Origin of the sequence: Macromonas nakdongensis, assembly GCF_002837145.1 — a bacterium.
In the GTDB taxonomy this organism is placed as follows: domain Bacteria; phylum Pseudomonadota; class Gammaproteobacteria; order Burkholderiales; family Burkholderiaceae_C; genus Macromonas_B; species Macromonas_B nakdongensis.
This window is the reverse complement of record NZ_NWMV01000104.1, coordinates 1-12,717: the sequence shown is the minus strand read 5'-3', so window position 1 is coordinate 12,717 and position 12,717 is coordinate 1. Positions and strand designations below refer to the sequence as shown.

The 12,717-nt window shown below is 68.9% G+C and carries 13 protein-coding genes; 8 read left to right on the top strand and 5 right to left on the bottom strand.

The genetic code is table 11. The annotated features are described in order from the left end of the window. Positions 1-381, bottom strand: a 381-nt coding sequence (locus tag CON77_RS13040; protein ID WP_198552375.1) for a gamma-glutamyltransferase, incomplete at its 3' end; no start/stop codon positions are given. A 99-nt stretch (positions 382-480) separates the two neighbouring features. Here CON77_RS13040 and greB point away from each other — a divergent pair. Next, positions 481-1,044 (top strand): transcription elongation factor GreB, encoded by a 564-nt coding sequence (gene greB / locus CON77_RS13035; RefSeq protein ID WP_101049813.1) that lies wholly within the window; start codon positions 481-483, stop codon positions 1,042-1,044. A 15-nt stretch (positions 1,045-1,059) separates the two neighbouring features. Here greB and CON77_RS13030 read toward each other — a convergent pair whose 3' ends face one another. The 4 genes from CON77_RS13030 to CON77_RS13015 form a co-directional block, all read right to left on the bottom strand. Continuing rightward, a complete protein-coding gene (locus tag CON77_RS13030) occupies positions 1,060-3,300 on the bottom strand; it encodes a RelA/SpoT family protein (RefSeq protein ID WP_232788536.1) in 2,241 nt (746 codons plus the stop codon). A 138-nt stretch (positions 3,301-3,438) separates the two neighbouring features. Next, the gene (rpoZ, locus tag CON77_RS13025) at positions 3,439-3,642 is read right to left on the bottom strand and encodes a DNA-directed RNA polymerase subunit omega (protein WP_101049811.1); all 204 of its coding nucleotides are present in this window, start codon (positions 3,640-3,642) and stop codon (positions 3,439-3,441) included. A 37-nt stretch (positions 3,643-3,679) separates the two neighbouring features. Further along, complete coding sequence (gmk, locus tag CON77_RS13020; RefSeq protein WP_101049809.1) at positions 3,680-4,300, bottom strand: guanylate kinase; 621 nt, start codon at positions 4,298-4,300, stop codon at positions 3,680-3,682. Between the two features lie 6 nt (positions 4,301-4,306). Continuing rightward, complete coding sequence (locus CON77_RS13015; protein WP_101049807.1) at positions 4,307-5,215, bottom strand: YicC/YloC family endoribonuclease; 909 nt, start codon at positions 5,213-5,215, stop codon at positions 4,307-4,309. Positions 5,216-5,265: 50 nt separating this feature from the next. Here CON77_RS13015 and CON77_RS13010 point away from each other — a divergent pair, with 50 nt between their 5' ends. The 7 genes from CON77_RS13010 to CON77_RS12980 form a co-directional block, all read left to right on the top strand. Then, complete coding sequence (locus CON77_RS13010) at positions 5,266-6,276, top strand: serine/threonine protein kinase (RefSeq protein ID WP_101049804.1); 1,011 nt, start codon at positions 5,266-5,268, stop codon at positions 6,274-6,276. After that, positions 6,273-7,187, top strand: a complete 915-nt coding sequence (locus CON77_RS13005; protein WP_101049802.1) for a PP2C family protein-serine/threonine phosphatase — start codon at positions 6,273-6,275, stop codon at positions 7,185-7,187. The genes CON77_RS13010 and CON77_RS13005 overlap by 4 nt, the downstream gene beginning before the upstream one ends. Before the next feature lie 55 nt (positions 7,188-7,242). After that, positions 7,243-7,998 carry a ribonuclease PH gene (rph, locus tag CON77_RS13000; protein WP_198552374.1) on the top strand — a complete coding sequence of 252 codons (756 nt, stop codon included), beginning with the start codon at positions 7,243-7,245 and terminating at the stop codon, positions 7,996-7,998. Between the two features lie 10 nt (positions 7,999-8,008). Next, positions 8,009-8,623: a non-canonical purine NTP pyrophosphatase gene (locus CON77_RS12995; RefSeq protein WP_101049800.1), complete on the top strand. Its 615-nt coding sequence runs from the start codon at positions 8,009-8,011 to the stop codon at positions 8,621-8,623. Beyond that, positions 8,620-9,834 (top strand): radical SAM family heme chaperone HemW, encoded by a 1,215-nt coding sequence (gene hemW, locus CON77_RS12990; RefSeq protein WP_101049798.1) that lies wholly within the window; start codon positions 8,620-8,622, stop codon positions 9,832-9,834. The genes CON77_RS12995 and hemW overlap by 4 nt, the downstream gene beginning before the upstream one ends. A 23-nt stretch (positions 9,835-9,857) precedes the next feature. Then, a complete protein-coding gene (locus CON77_RS12985) occupies positions 9,858-10,529 on the top strand; it encodes a CBS domain-containing protein (RefSeq protein ID WP_101049796.1) in 672 nt (223 codons plus the stop codon). A 65-nt stretch (positions 10,530-10,594) separates the two neighbouring features. After that, on the top strand, positions 10,595-12,717 hold a 2,123-nt coding region (locus CON77_RS12980), incomplete at its 3' end, for a DUF349 domain-containing protein (RefSeq protein WP_232788535.1).

Here is a 12,717-nt window from a genome sequence, read left to right as displayed (position 1 = left end):
GCCGTCGTAGGCGCGCACGGTCTGTCCGTCGAAGTGCAGCAAAAACGCGCCGCCGCCCACGCCGCTGGACTGCGGCTCCACCACGCCCAGCACCCACTGCGCGGCCACGACCGCGTCCAGGGCGTTGCCGCCGGCGCGCAGCACCTCCAGCCCCGCCTGGGCCGCCAGCGGGTGGGCCGCGGCCACCGCCTGGCGTTGGGCGTGCCAGCCGGGCTTGGCCACCCAGCCCGAGGCCGCTTCCGGCTGGAGCGGGCCGCTGGCCGAGGGCGGGACCACAGGGAGCGTCACCGTGCCGCAAGCGCCCAGGCAGGCGGCCAGCAGCAGCCCCCAGCGCGGCCAACGTGTGGATTTCGTCGCGGCAGCAGCTTGCGTGATCGGCATGGCACCGGGGGCGGCGGGGCGTGGGTGGAGGATGTTGGACAATCGCGGCACAACGGTGACGGTACCACGGTCACCCCCGGCACGCATTTCCCCAGACCGATGAGCAAGGCCTTCACCAAAGAAACCGACGCGGACGACGACGACCTGCCCGAGGGCCCGGCGCTGCCCAGCGGCGGCAAGAACTACATGACCCAGGCCGGCCACGACCGCCTGCGCGGCGAGTTGCTGCACCTGCTGGACGTGGAGCGTCCGCGCGTGGTCGAGATCGTGCACTGGGCCGCCAGCAACGGCGACCGTTCGGAAAACGGCGACTACCTCTACGGCAAGAAGCGCCTGCGCGAGATCGACCGCCGCATCCGCTTCCTGACCCGGCGGCTGGACATCGCGGTGGTGGTCGATCCGTCGCTGCACCACGGCGAGGACCAGGTGTTTTTCGGCGCCACCGTGACTTACGCGCGCGAGGACGGGGCCGAGCAGACCATCACCATCCTCGGCATCGACGAGGCCGACAGCGCCCAGGGGCAGGTCAGTTGGGTGGCGCCGGTGGCCCAGGCCCTGCTCAAGGCCCGGGTCGGCGACGAAGCGCGCCTGCGTACCCCCGCCGGCTGGGAAACGATCGAGGTGCTGGCGGTGAGCTACCCGGCCCCCGGCCGGCCCGCCTGAGGCGGAGCTGCGGGCTCAGGCGCCGTCGCGCACCGGTCGCATGCGGTGTGCACGCACCACCGACGGGGTGCGCTTCAACTGGCGCAGCACCTGGGCCAGGTGCACCCGGTCGCGCACCGCCACGGTGAAGCGCAGGTCGATGGCACTGGGCGCCGTGTCCTCGCCCATGTGGATGTGGGTGATGTCGGCCTCGGCCGCGGCCAGTGCCGCCGCCACCTTGGCCAGCACGCCTTTGCCGTTGACCACCGTCACCAGCACGGTGGATTCGAACAGCCGGCCCGGCTCTTCGGCCCACTCCACTTCCAGGAAGCGCTCGCTGTCGCGGTGCAGCAGCTTCTTGCCCACCGGACAGTCGTCGGTGTGCACCACCAGGCCTTCACCGCGCCCCAGGTAGCCGACGATGCCGTCGCCCGGCACCGGGCGGCAACAACTGGCGTATTGCACCGACGCGCCCTCGTTGCCGTCCAGCGTCACCACGCCCTGGCTTGGGCGGTCGTCGGGCGCGGCGCCGTAGCGTTCCTGGCTGATCAGCAGCAGGTCGGGCTTTTCGCCCGATTCGGCCAGCAGCGCAGCCAGCTTCTTGCCCACCATGCTGGCGATGCGCTTGCCCAGGCCGATGTCGGTGAGCAGTTCCTCGCGCTGCTTGTTGCCGGTGAAGCGCAGCAGCTTGTCCCACACCGCCTGGTGTTCGGCGTCGGTCGCGGGCAGGGTGGCGATGCCCTCGGCGCGCAGGGCCTGAAGCAGCAGGCGCTCGCCCAGGTTCATGGACTCTTCCAGCGCCAGGGTCTTGAGGTGGTGGCGGATCTTGGAGCGCGCCCGGCCGGTCTTGACGAAGCCCAGCCAGCTCGGGTTGGGCTTGGCATGTGGCGAGGTGACGATTTCCACCACATCGCCGTTGTTCAGCTCGGTGCGCAGCGCGGCCTGTTCGCCGTTGACCTTGGCGCCGATGGCGCGGCTGCCCACATCGCTGTGGATGGCGTAGGCAAAGTCCACCACCGTGGCCCCGCGCGGCATCGACATGATGCGGCTCTTGGGCGTGAAGACGTAGACCGAATCCGGGAACAAATCGATTTTGACATGGTCCCAGAATTCGGCCGCGTCGTGCGTTTCCTGCTGGATGTCGAGCAGCGACTGCAGCCACTGCGTGTTCAGGTCCTGCGAGGCCGGGCTGTTCGGTTCACTCGCTTTGTACAGCCAGTGCGCCGCCACGCCGGATTCGGCCACCACGTCCATGGTGGGCGTGCGCAGCTGGAACTCGATGTTGGTGCCGAACGGCCCGACCAGCGTGGTGTGCAGCGACTGGTAGCCGTTCATCTTTGGGATGGCGATGTAATCGCGGAACTTGCCCGGCAGCGGCTTGTAGAGCTGGTGCAGCGTGCCCAGGGCGGTGTAGCAGTCCAGCAGCTCGGGCAGCACGATGCGAAAGCCGTAGATGTCGGTCACCTGCGCGAAGGACAGGTGCTTGAGGTCCATCTTGCGGTAGACCGAGTACAGCGTTTTCTCGCGTCCCAGGATGCGAACGTCCAGCCCCTGCTTGAGGAAGGCGCTTTCCACCTCGCCCTGCACGCGGGCAATCAGGTCCTTGCGGCGCCCGCGCGATTTGTCCAGCGCCTTGCTCAGCGCCTGGTAGCGCCAGGGGTGCAGGTGCTTGAAGGCCAGGTCCTGCAACTCGCGGTAGTTGTTATTCAGCCCCAGCCGGTGGGCGATGGGGGCGTAGATTTCCAGCGTTTCGCTGCTGATGCGGCCCCACTTGCTGCGTGGCATGTCGCCCATGGTGCGCATGTTGTGGGTGCGGTCGGCCAGCTTGATGAGGATGACGCGCACATCGCGCGCCATGGCCAGCAGCATTTTGCGGAAGGACTCGGCCTGGTTCTGCTCGCGGCTGTCGAATTCCAGCTTGTCCAGCTTGGTCAGGCCGTCCACCAGCTCGGCCACCGGGGTGCCGAAGCGTTCGGCCATGTCCTGCTTGGACACGCCGCAGTCTTCCAGCACGTCGTGCATCAGGGCGGCGCACAGGGCCTGGGCGTCCAGTTTCCATTCGGTGCACTGCTGGGCCACCGCGATCGGGTGGGTGATGTAGGGGTCGCCGTTCTTGCGCATCTGCCCCAGGTGGGCGGCGTCGGCAAAGCGGTAGGCCTGGCGCACCTGTTCGACCTCGGTGGCGCTCAGGTAGTCGAGTTGCGCCTCCAGCGCCGCGAAGCTTGCGGCGGCGGCACTGGCCGCGGCCTGGGAGCGGCCGGTCGCGGAGGCGGTCATCACGTCTGGACTCATCCCTTTACTGTAGCCGGACTCGGCACCGTTTGTGGGCGCGCAGCGGTCAAACCGCTGCATCGGCGCGATAAAAACAAAAAAGCACCGCCGCAGCGGTGCTTTTGGAGTGACGGGGCGTGGGCCTCAGACCGGCACTTTCTTCAGCATTTCCAGGCCGACCTTGCCCTCGGCGATCTCGCGCAGCGCGGTCACGGCCGGCTTGTTGCGTGTCTCGATCTTGGGGGTGTGGCCCTGGTTCAGCATGCGGGCGCGGTAGGTCGCGGCCAGCACGAGCTGGAAACGGTTGGGGATCTTTTCCAGGCAGTCTTCGACGGTGATGCGTGCCATGTGTGTGGGCTCCAGGTCGGGCGCGAAGGCCCAGGATTCAAAGGATGTTGAGCGCGCGGAAGGTCTCGGCGCGGGCGCGGCGCTGGGCGGACACCTTCAGCCGCTGGGCGTGCGCAATGGCCTTGAGATCGAACAGCGCACGCTCGAACATCTCGTTGATTATAACGAAATCGAATTTGTCGACGTTGGCCACTTCCTCGGCGGCGTTGCGCATGCGCAGCTCGATCACGTCCTCACTGTCCTCGGCGCGGCGCATCAGGCGGGCGCGCAGCTCGGGCCAGCTCGGCGGCAGGATGAAGATCAGCACCGCGTTGGGGAACTTGTCCTTGATCTGGATGGCGCCCTGGTAGTCGATTTCCAGCACGATGTCGGCGCCGGCGGCGATCTTGTCTTCGATCGCCTTGCGCGAGGTGCCGTAGCGGTTGCTGTGCACGTGCGCCCATTCGACGAAGGCGTCGTGCGCCACCATGCGGTCGAACTCTTCCTGGCTAACGAAGTAGTACTCGCGGCCGTGCACTTCCTGGCCGCGCGGCGCGCGCGTGGTGTGCGACACCGACAACTCCATGCGGGCGTCGACTTCGAGCAGCGCCTTGACCAGGCTGGATTTGCCGGTGCCGCTGGGCGCGGCGACGACGTAGAGGTTTCCGGGGTAGTCCATGGCGGTTTATTCGAGGTTTTGGACCTGCTCGCGCATTTGCTCGATCAGCACTTTCATGTCCACCGAAATGCGGGTGAGTTCCAGGCTGGACGATTTGCTGCCCAGGGTGTTGGCCTCGCGGTGCAGTTCCTGGATGAAGAAGTCCAGCCGCTTGCCGACTTCGCCGCCTTTGTGCAGCAGGCGCTCGATCTCGTCCAGGTGCGACTGCAGGCGTGTCAGTTCCTCGGCCACGTCGATGCGGATGGCGTAGGCGGTGGCCTCGGACAGCGCGCGTTCCTGCGCGGTGCTGGCCGCGGCGTCGCTCTGGGCCGCGCCCAAGGCGTCGTTCCAGCGTTCCAGGAAGCGCTGGCGCTGCAACTCCACCAGTTGCGGCACCATGGGCTGGGCCTGGCCGGCCAGGGCACGCAGCTGGGCCACGCGGTCCAGCAGCATGGTGGTCAGGCGCGCACCTTCGCGCTCGCGCGAGTCGGTGAACTCGCCCACCAGGGTCTGGGCCAGGGCCAGCAGGGCTTCGCCCAGGCCGCTGGGCGGCGGTGCGCTGCGCGACAGGGTGGACAGCGCCTCGGCCACGCTCAGTTCGCGGGCGCTGGGAAGCCAGTCGCGCACCTGGTCTTGCAGGGCCAGCAGTTTTTGCAGTTCGCCCACGGTCGGGGCGCGCAGGCCGCCGTCGCCGCGGCCTTCGATCCAGGCGCGCACTTCAACCTTGCCCCGCTTGATGCGCGCCGTGATCAGTTCGCGCAGCGCCGGCTCACCCGGGCGCAGTTCGTCGGACAGGCGGAAGCCCAGGTCCAGGAAACGGCTGTTGACCGAGCGGATTTCCATGCCGAGCACGGGCCCGGCCGGGGTGGAGGTTTCGCCGCCGGCGGGGGGCTGGCTTTGCCCGGTGGCGTAGCCGGTCATGCTGTAAACTGGCATTCAAATCTCTCGGTGTGTGCAACGTTGTGGGGGTTGCAGATCCTCTGATTATGTCAAAGACCAAGCCCGCCCCATTGCCGCCGGACACGCTCATTGGGGGTTACCGCGTCGTCCGCCAGCTCGCCGCCGGCGGTTTCGGTTTGGTGTACCTGGCGCTGGACGGCAATGGCCAGAAGGTGGCGCTCAAGGAGTACCTGCCCTCGGCGCTGGCGGTGCGCGCGCCAGGCGAACTGCTGCCGGAGGTGCCGCCGGAAAAGCTCTCGCTCTACCGCCTGGGCCTGAAAAGCTTTTTCGAAGAAGGCCGGGCGCTGGCACAGATCTCCCACCCTTCGGTGGTGAGTGTGCTCAACTTCTTCCGCGAGAACGAGACCGTCTACATGGTCATGAACTACCTGGAGGGCGCCAGCCTGCAGGAATTCATCGTGACGGCGCGCGGGCTCAAGAAGAAAAAGGTGATGCGCGAGGCCACCATCCGCTCGCTGTTCGACGAGGTGCTGCGCGGTCTGCGCATCGTGCACCAGCACAAGATGCTGCACCTGGACATCAAGCCGGCCAACATCTTCATCACCGACGAGAACAAGGCGGTGCTGATCGACTTCGGCGCCGCGCGCGAGGTGCTCAACACCGAGGGCAATTTCGTGCGCCCGATGTACACCCCCGGTTTTGCCGCGCCCGAGATGTACAAGCGCAACACTGGCATGGGCCCCTGGACCGACATCTACGCCGTCGGCGCCTGCATGTATTCCTGCATGCAGGGTTACCCGCCGCACGACGCGCCGCAGCGTCTGGAAAAAGACCGGCTGGCCATGTCTCTGGCGCGTTTGCGCGGGGTGTATTCCGACAACCTGCTGGAGGTGGTCCAGTGGTGCATGGCCGCCGACCCCCTGTCGCGGCCGCAGTCGGTGTTTGCCCTGCAGAAGGAGCTGAACCGCGAGGAGGCCCCGCAATACACCGCACCGGGGCTGGTGGACAAGGTCCGCTGGCGCCTGGGTGGGCTGATGGGCAGTGCCCAGCCGGCGCCGACGCGGGCATCCGAGCGTTCCAGCTTTCTGGACTCATGAAATTCTCCGTCTACCAGGTCAGCCGCAAAGGCGGCCGCCCCTTGAACGAGGACCGCCTGGGCTACACCTACACCCGCGCGGCGGTGCTGCTGGTGCTGGCCGACGGCATGGGCGGCCACCCCGAGGGCGAAAAGGCCGCGGAGATCGCGGTCCAGGTCTTCACCCAGCGCTTCCGGGCCCAGGCCCGGCCCGCCTTGCCCGATCCGCGTGCCTTTCTGGAAGGCGCCGTGCTGGCAGCCAGCGAGGCCATCGTCGCCTACGCGCGCGAACACAGCATGCCGGACAACCCGCGCACCACCGCGGTGGCCGCCGTGCTGCAGAACGGGCAGATCACGGCCCTGCATTCCGGCGATTCGCGCCTGTACTGGGTCCGGCAGGGGCAGTTGCGGGCCCGCACCCGCGACCACACCTACCACGACAAGCCCGAGTTGTTCCGCAACCTGCCGCCCGGCATCAACCGCAGCGTCCTGTTCACTTGCCTGGGCTCCGAGAGCGCACCCCTGTTCGACGTGCTCGGCCCCGAACCCCTGGGCGACGGCGACCGCCTGCTGCTGTGTTCGGACGGTCTGTGGTCGGTCGTGGACGATGCCGGCGTGGCCGCGGGCCTGCACGGTTTGCCGCTGAAAGAGGCGGTGTCGCAACTCGCCGACGAGGCGGTGCGCAAGGGCGGGCGCCACGGCGACAACGTGTCTTTGCTGGCCCTGGAATGGGAGGCCGAGGCCGAGGCCGATTTTGCCGCCACCGAGGTGATCCTCCCCGACGCCCTGGAGACCGAGGCGGTCTCGACCTTCGGCGACGTCGAGCCGGCTGATCCCGGTGCGCTGGCCGACTTCGACGACGAGGCGATCGAGCGCACCATCGCCGAAATCAACGAGGCGATCCGCCGTACCGCCTTGCGCAAAGCGCCCTGACATTTCACCACCGGCGGGCGGCCGTTTGGGCCGCCCCCTTCTGGAGTTGATCCACATGCAAGCACCCACTTTGTCTTCCGAGCTGCGCCACGACGGCCGCACCGCCGACGTCCTGCGCCCGGTGCGCATCACCCGCGGCTTTACCAAACACGCCGAAGGATCGGTGCTGATCGAATTCGGCGACACCCGGGTGCTGTGCACCGCCACTGTGGAGGAGCGCGTGCCGCCGCACCAGAAAGGCACGGGCGAGGGCTGGGTCACGGCCGAATACGGCATGCTGCCGCGCGCCACCCACACCCGCAGCAGCCGCGAGGCCGCCAAGGGCAAGCAGACCGGTCGCACCCAGGAAATCCAGCGCCTGATCGGCCGCTCCCTGCGCGCGGTGTTCGACCTGAAGCTGCTGGGCGAACGCACCCTCACCCTGGACTGCGACGTGCTGCAGGCCGACGGCGGTACCCGCACCGCCGCCATCACCGGGGCCTTTGTGGCCGCGCAGGACGCGGTGCACCACCTGCTGGCCGAAGGCAAGCTGTCCCAGACCCCGGTGCTGCACCCGGTGGCGGCGGTGTCGGTCGGCATCGTCAACGGCGTGCCAGTGCTGGACCTGGACTACGTGGAAGACTCCGCCTGCGACACCGACATGAACGTGGTCATGACCGGCGCCGGCCACTACGTGGAGGTGCAGGGCACCGCCGAAGGCGCGCCGTTCAACCGGGAAGAAATGAACCAGTTGCTTTTGCTGGCCGAAAAAGGCATCCACGAACTGATCGGTCTGCAACGCGCCGCCCTGGCCGGTGCGGACGTGGCTTGAGGGGGCGGGCATGATGGGCAAGCAACTGGTGCTGGCCAGCAACAACGCCGGCAAATTGGCCGAACTGCAGGCCATGTTCGCCCCACTGGGCGTGGAACTGGTCCGCCAGGGCGACCTGGGCATCCCCGAGGCGGCCGAGCCGCACTGCACCTTTGTGGAAAACGCCCTGGCCAAAGCCCGCCACGCCAGCGCGTACAGCGGCCTGCCCGCCCTGGCCGACGACGCCGGCCTGTGCGTGGACGCCTTCGGTGGCCTGCCGGGCGTGGACACGGCCTACTACTGCACCCAGTTCGGCTACGAAAAGGGCGACGCCAACAACGTGCGCGCGTTGTTGGAGCAATTGCAAGGCCAGCCCAACCGCCGCGCCGCCATGGTCAGTACCCTGGTGGCGGTGCGCAGCCCGACCGACCCGGAACCGCTCATCGCCACCGGCCGCGTGGCCGGCCTGATCGCGCCCGAGCCGGTGGGCAGCAACGGTTTCGGTTTCGACCCGGTGATGTGGATCCCCGAATTTGGCCAGACCTTCGCCCAGTTGCCCGCGGAAGTGAAAAACGCGAACAGCCACCGCGGCCGCGCCGCCCAGGCCATGCTGGCGCTGATGCGCGAACGGTGGTTCCCGGCATGAGCCAGTCCGTCGTCCAACTGCACCGCCCGGGCCAGTTGCAACTGCCGGGTTTGCCACCGCTCACGCTCTACATCCACCTGCCCTGGTGTTTGAAGAAATGCCCCTACTGCGATTTCAACTCGCACGAGTGGGGCGCGGCGGCGGGGCAGGGCGGCGAGCCGCCCTACGAGCGCTACCTGCAGGCCCTGCGCGCCGACCTGGAAAGCAGCCTGCCCCTGGTCTGGGGCCGACCGGTGCACAGCGTCTTCATCGGCGGGGGCACGCCCAGCCTGTTTGCGCCCGAGGCCATCGACCGGCTGTTGTCCGAGGTGCGCGCTTTGCTGCCGCTGGAGGCCGACGCCGAAATCACCCTGGAAGCCAACCCCGGCACCTTCGAGAAAGACCGCTTCAAGGGCTTCCGCCAGGCCGGCGTCACCCGCCTGAGCATTGGGGTGCAGAGCTTCGACGACCGGTTTTTGAAGGCCCTGGGCCGGGTGCACAACGCCGAGCAGGCCCGCGCCGCGGTGGCCGAATCGGCGGCGAACTTCGACACCTGGAACCTGGACCTGATGTACGCGTTGCCCGGCCAGACCCTGGCCGACCTGGACCGCGACCTCGACACCGCACTGGGCTTCCAGCCGCCGCACCTGTCGGTCTACCACCTGACGCTGGAGCCGAACACCTACTTCGCCAAGCACCCGCCCCAGGTGCCCGACGAGGACACGGCCTACGCCATGCTGGACCGCATCACCGAGCGCACCGGCGCGGTGGGGCTGGCGCGCTACGAGGTGTCGGCCTACGCGCGCCCAGGGCACCGCTGCTTCCACAACTGGAACTACTGGCAGTTTGGCGACTACCTCGGCATTGGGGCCGGGGCGCACGGCAAGCTCAGCTTTGCCCACCGGGTGCTGCGCCAGGTGCGCTGGCGCGACCCGCAGCGCTACATGGAGCAGGCCCTGCAAGGCCAGCCCACGGCCAGCGAAGACGAGGTGCCCGCGCGCGACCTGCCCTTCGAATTCATGCTCAACGCCCTGCGCCTGCGCCAGGGCTTCACCTTGGCGCAGTTCAGCGAGCGCACCGGCCTGCCGATAAGCACCATAGGGCCTGCTTTGCAGCAGGCCGAGCGCCAGGGCTGGATCGAGCGCGACTTGAACACCGTGCGGCCGACCGAGCGCGGCTTCGACTTTTTGAGCGATTTGCAGGCCCTGTTCCTGCCGGACGAGGGCGCTTAACCACAGACACAGCGGGGTGCGGCATGTTTGCGATCTACGGCACGTCGGGGCTCATGTACCGGGGGCCGGTGGAGGATTTGCGCAAGGTGGTGCCCACCCTCCAGATCCCGGGCATCCGGCCCTTGCAGGTGGCGTTGGACCGACTGACCCCGCTGGCCGAACCGCTGGCGCCCGAACCCAGGCCCGAACCGGCGCCGCACCCCACCACCCAGGCCCTGCAGGCCTACGCCGACACGCAGAAGCACACCACAGCCCACCACCCGCTGCGCGTGGTGGGCGACGTGATGAGCCACGAGCCGGTCGTGGTCGCGCAGGACGCGACCCTGGGCCAGGCCTGGGAGCGGCTGACCGGGGCGGGCATCGGTCAGGTGCCGGTGGTGGATGCGGCCGGCGGGCTGGTCGGGCTGCTCACCCGGGCCGAGCTGCTGGCCCGGACCGTCCCGCCTGCCGGTGGGGCGCCCGCCACTGTGGGGCGAGACTGGCAGGGCACGCCGGTGGCCCAGGCCATGGTGTCGCCGGTGCCCGGCGTGTCGGCCGAGGTCGATTTGCGGCGTTTGGCGCTGATCCTGCTGGAAACCGGGCTGCCCGGTTTGCCCGTGGTGGGTGAGGCCGGGCGCGTGGAAGGTTTCGTCACGCGCAGCGACATTTTGAAAGCCGTGGTCCACGACCCGCCGCTGGACCTCTGGGCCGGTTGAAACCGGCGACAATACCTGTTTTGGCCCCAACAGGGGCTGTGTCCTTTTTCGTTGTTGTGTCCGCCGTGAATCCCTCCGATAAGCCCTCGTCCAAGCCCGCCGACCTGTCCCAACTCGACGCTCTCACCGGCGGCGCCTTCACCGCTCCCACCTCGGGCGAACGGGCTGCGCGCCTGCGCGAGTGGCTGGCCGGTGAGCCGTCCCACGACGAAATGGCCGACGTGTACCGCGAACTGTCGCATCGCGACAAGGGCGCGGCCAAGGCCTTGAAAGAGAAGCTGGACGAACTCAAGCGCGCCAAGGCGCAGGACGCGATCGCCGAAGAATGGGCCGCCAAGGCCCAGGGCCTGCTGGCCCAGCCGCGCCTGAACCTGGCCGATGCCATGGCCTGGCAGCGCGACGCCGCCAAAGCCGGTGCGCCTTTGTCGCGCGAGCCCCTGGCGGGGCTGAAGCTGGCCCTGGCCGAACGCATGAAAGGCCTGGAAGACCTGCAGCACCGGGTGCAGGTGGAACGCGAGGCCGCCGTGCTGCTGGCGCAGCGCATCGAAGTGCTCTCCACCAAGCCCTGGGCCGAAGCCCAGGCCGTGCTCGACACCCTGCGCACCGACGTGGGCGACTGGCAGGCCCAGGCCCAGACCCTGGCGGCCGACCCGGCCTGGGACAGCCTGGACCCCAAGTACCCCACCCAGCTGGACACCTCGCGCAAGCAGCTCCAGCTGGTGTGGGAGGCTTTTGATGCCGCCTTGGCCCAGGCCCTGGCGGCCGCCGCCGACGCCTCGGCCCCCCTGCCGGCCGTGCCGGTGTGGGCCGACGAACTGCGCGCCCTGCGGGGCGAGGCCATTCCGGCCCCCGCGCCCAGCGTCGACCCCGCCGAACAGGCGGCCCGCCAGGCCCAGGCCACGCAAGTGGTGGGGGCGGCTCTGGAGGCCTTGACGCGCGAACTGGCCGACGGCCACACCAAGACCGCGCCCAAGGCCGTGGCCGATTTGCGCCAAGCCCTCAAAGAACACGGCCGCCACATCGCGGCCGAGCTAGAGGCCCGGGTGCAGGCGGCGCTGGTCCAGGCCGGCGAACTCGAAGGTTGGCAGCGCTGGCGCGCCGACCAGTTGCGCGAGGAGTTGCTGGCCAAGGCGGTGGCCCTGACCCAGGCCCCCGAAGGCCAGCGTCCCGGCGGTCGCAAGATCCAGGAGACCCTGCGCGCCCTGCGCGATCAGTGGAAGACCACCGACCAGGGCGGCGTGCCCAACCACGCGCTGTGGAAGAAATTCGACGAGGCCTGCAACCAGGCCCACAAGGTGGTGGAGGCCTGGCTGGGCAAGCTCAAGGAGCAGAACGAGGCCAACCGCGGCCAGCGCCTCGCGCTGATCGAGGAGGTGAAGGCCTGGACCCAGGCCCACGCCGCGCAGGACGACTGGAAGGCCCAGTTGCGCGACCTGCACGCTTTCGCCGAGCGTTGGCGCCAGTCCGGCCACCTGAGCGAGAAGCTGTTTGCCGAACTCCAGCCCCAATGGAAGGCCGCCATGGGCAGTGCCCATGCCCCGCTGGAAGCCGCGCAGGCCCAGAGCCAGGCGCGCCGCCAGGCCCTGATCGAAGAAGCCCAGGCCCTGGGCGCGGCCCCGGTGCTGCGCATCGATGCGATCAAAGCCTTGCAGCAGCGCTGGCAGCAAGAGGCGCACAGCGTGCCGCTGGACCGCCGCCAGGAGCAGAAGCTGTGGGAGGCTTTCCGCAAACCCCTCGACGAAGCCTTCGAGCGCAAGACCGCCGAGCGCGAAAAAACCGCAGTCGCGGTGAGCGCCCACGACCAGGCCGTGCTGGCCGCCGCCAAGGCGCTGGACGCGGCCAACGCCAGCGGCGATGTGCAGCAGATCCGCGCCGCCATGGAGGCCTTGCAGGCTGCCGCCCGTGGACAGGCCGCCGTGGTGCCTGCGGCCGCCCAGGTGACCTCGGCCGAAGCCGCACCCAGCCCGACCGAGCCGGCGGCTGCCGATGGAGCCCTGTCCGAAACTGCGCCGGCTCCCGCGCCGGCTCGCAAGCTGGTGGCCATGCGCGGTGACGACCGCCCCGGCATGAACAAGACCCAGCCCACCCCGGCACTGCGCGCGGCCGGCCGCGACGCCCGCCCGGGCGAGCGCCGCGATGCCCGTCCGGGTCGGGACGGCCGCGAAGGCCGCGCCCCTTACGGCGACCG

What these genes read in the sequence shown, in the direction of transcription:
- greB (WP_101049813.1), top strand. Translation starts at nt 481, where the DNA reads ATGAGCAAGGCCTTCACCAAAGAAACCGACGCGGACGACGACGACCTG.
- CON77_RS13030 (WP_232788536.1), bottom strand. Translation starts at nt 3,300, where the DNA reads ATGACCGCCTCCGCGACCGGCCGCTCCCAGGCCGCGGCCAGTGCCGCC.
- rpoZ (WP_101049811.1), bottom strand. Translation starts at nt 3,642, where the DNA reads ATGGCACGCATCACCGTCGAAGACTGCCTGGAAAAGATCCCCAACCGT.
- gmk (WP_101049809.1), bottom strand. Translation starts at nt 4,300, where the DNA reads ATGGACTACCCCGGAAACCTCTACGTCGTCGCCGCGCCCAGCGGCACC.
- CON77_RS13015 (WP_101049807.1), bottom strand. Translation starts at nt 5,215, where the DNA reads ATGCCAGTTTACAGCATGACCGGCTACGCCACCGGGCAAAGCCAGCCC.
- CON77_RS13010 (WP_101049804.1), top strand. Translation starts at nt 5,266, where the DNA reads ATGTCAAAGACCAAGCCCGCCCCATTGCCGCCGGACACGCTCATTGGG.
- CON77_RS13005 (WP_101049802.1), top strand. Translation starts at nt 6,273, where the DNA reads ATGAAATTCTCCGTCTACCAGGTCAGCCGCAAAGGCGGCCGCCCCTTG.
- rph (WP_198552374.1), top strand. Translation starts at nt 7,243, where the DNA reads ATGCAAGCACCCACTTTGTCTTCCGAGCTGCGCCACGACGGCCGCACC.
- CON77_RS12995 (WP_101049800.1), top strand. Translation starts at nt 8,009, where the DNA reads ATGATGGGCAAGCAACTGGTGCTGGCCAGCAACAACGCCGGCAAATTG.
- hemW (WP_101049798.1), top strand. Translation starts at nt 8,620, where the DNA reads ATGAGCCAGTCCGTCGTCCAACTGCACCGCCCGGGCCAGTTGCAACTG.
- CON77_RS12985 (WP_101049796.1), top strand. Translation starts at nt 9,858, where the DNA reads ATGTTTGCGATCTACGGCACGTCGGGGCTCATGTACCGGGGGCCGGTG.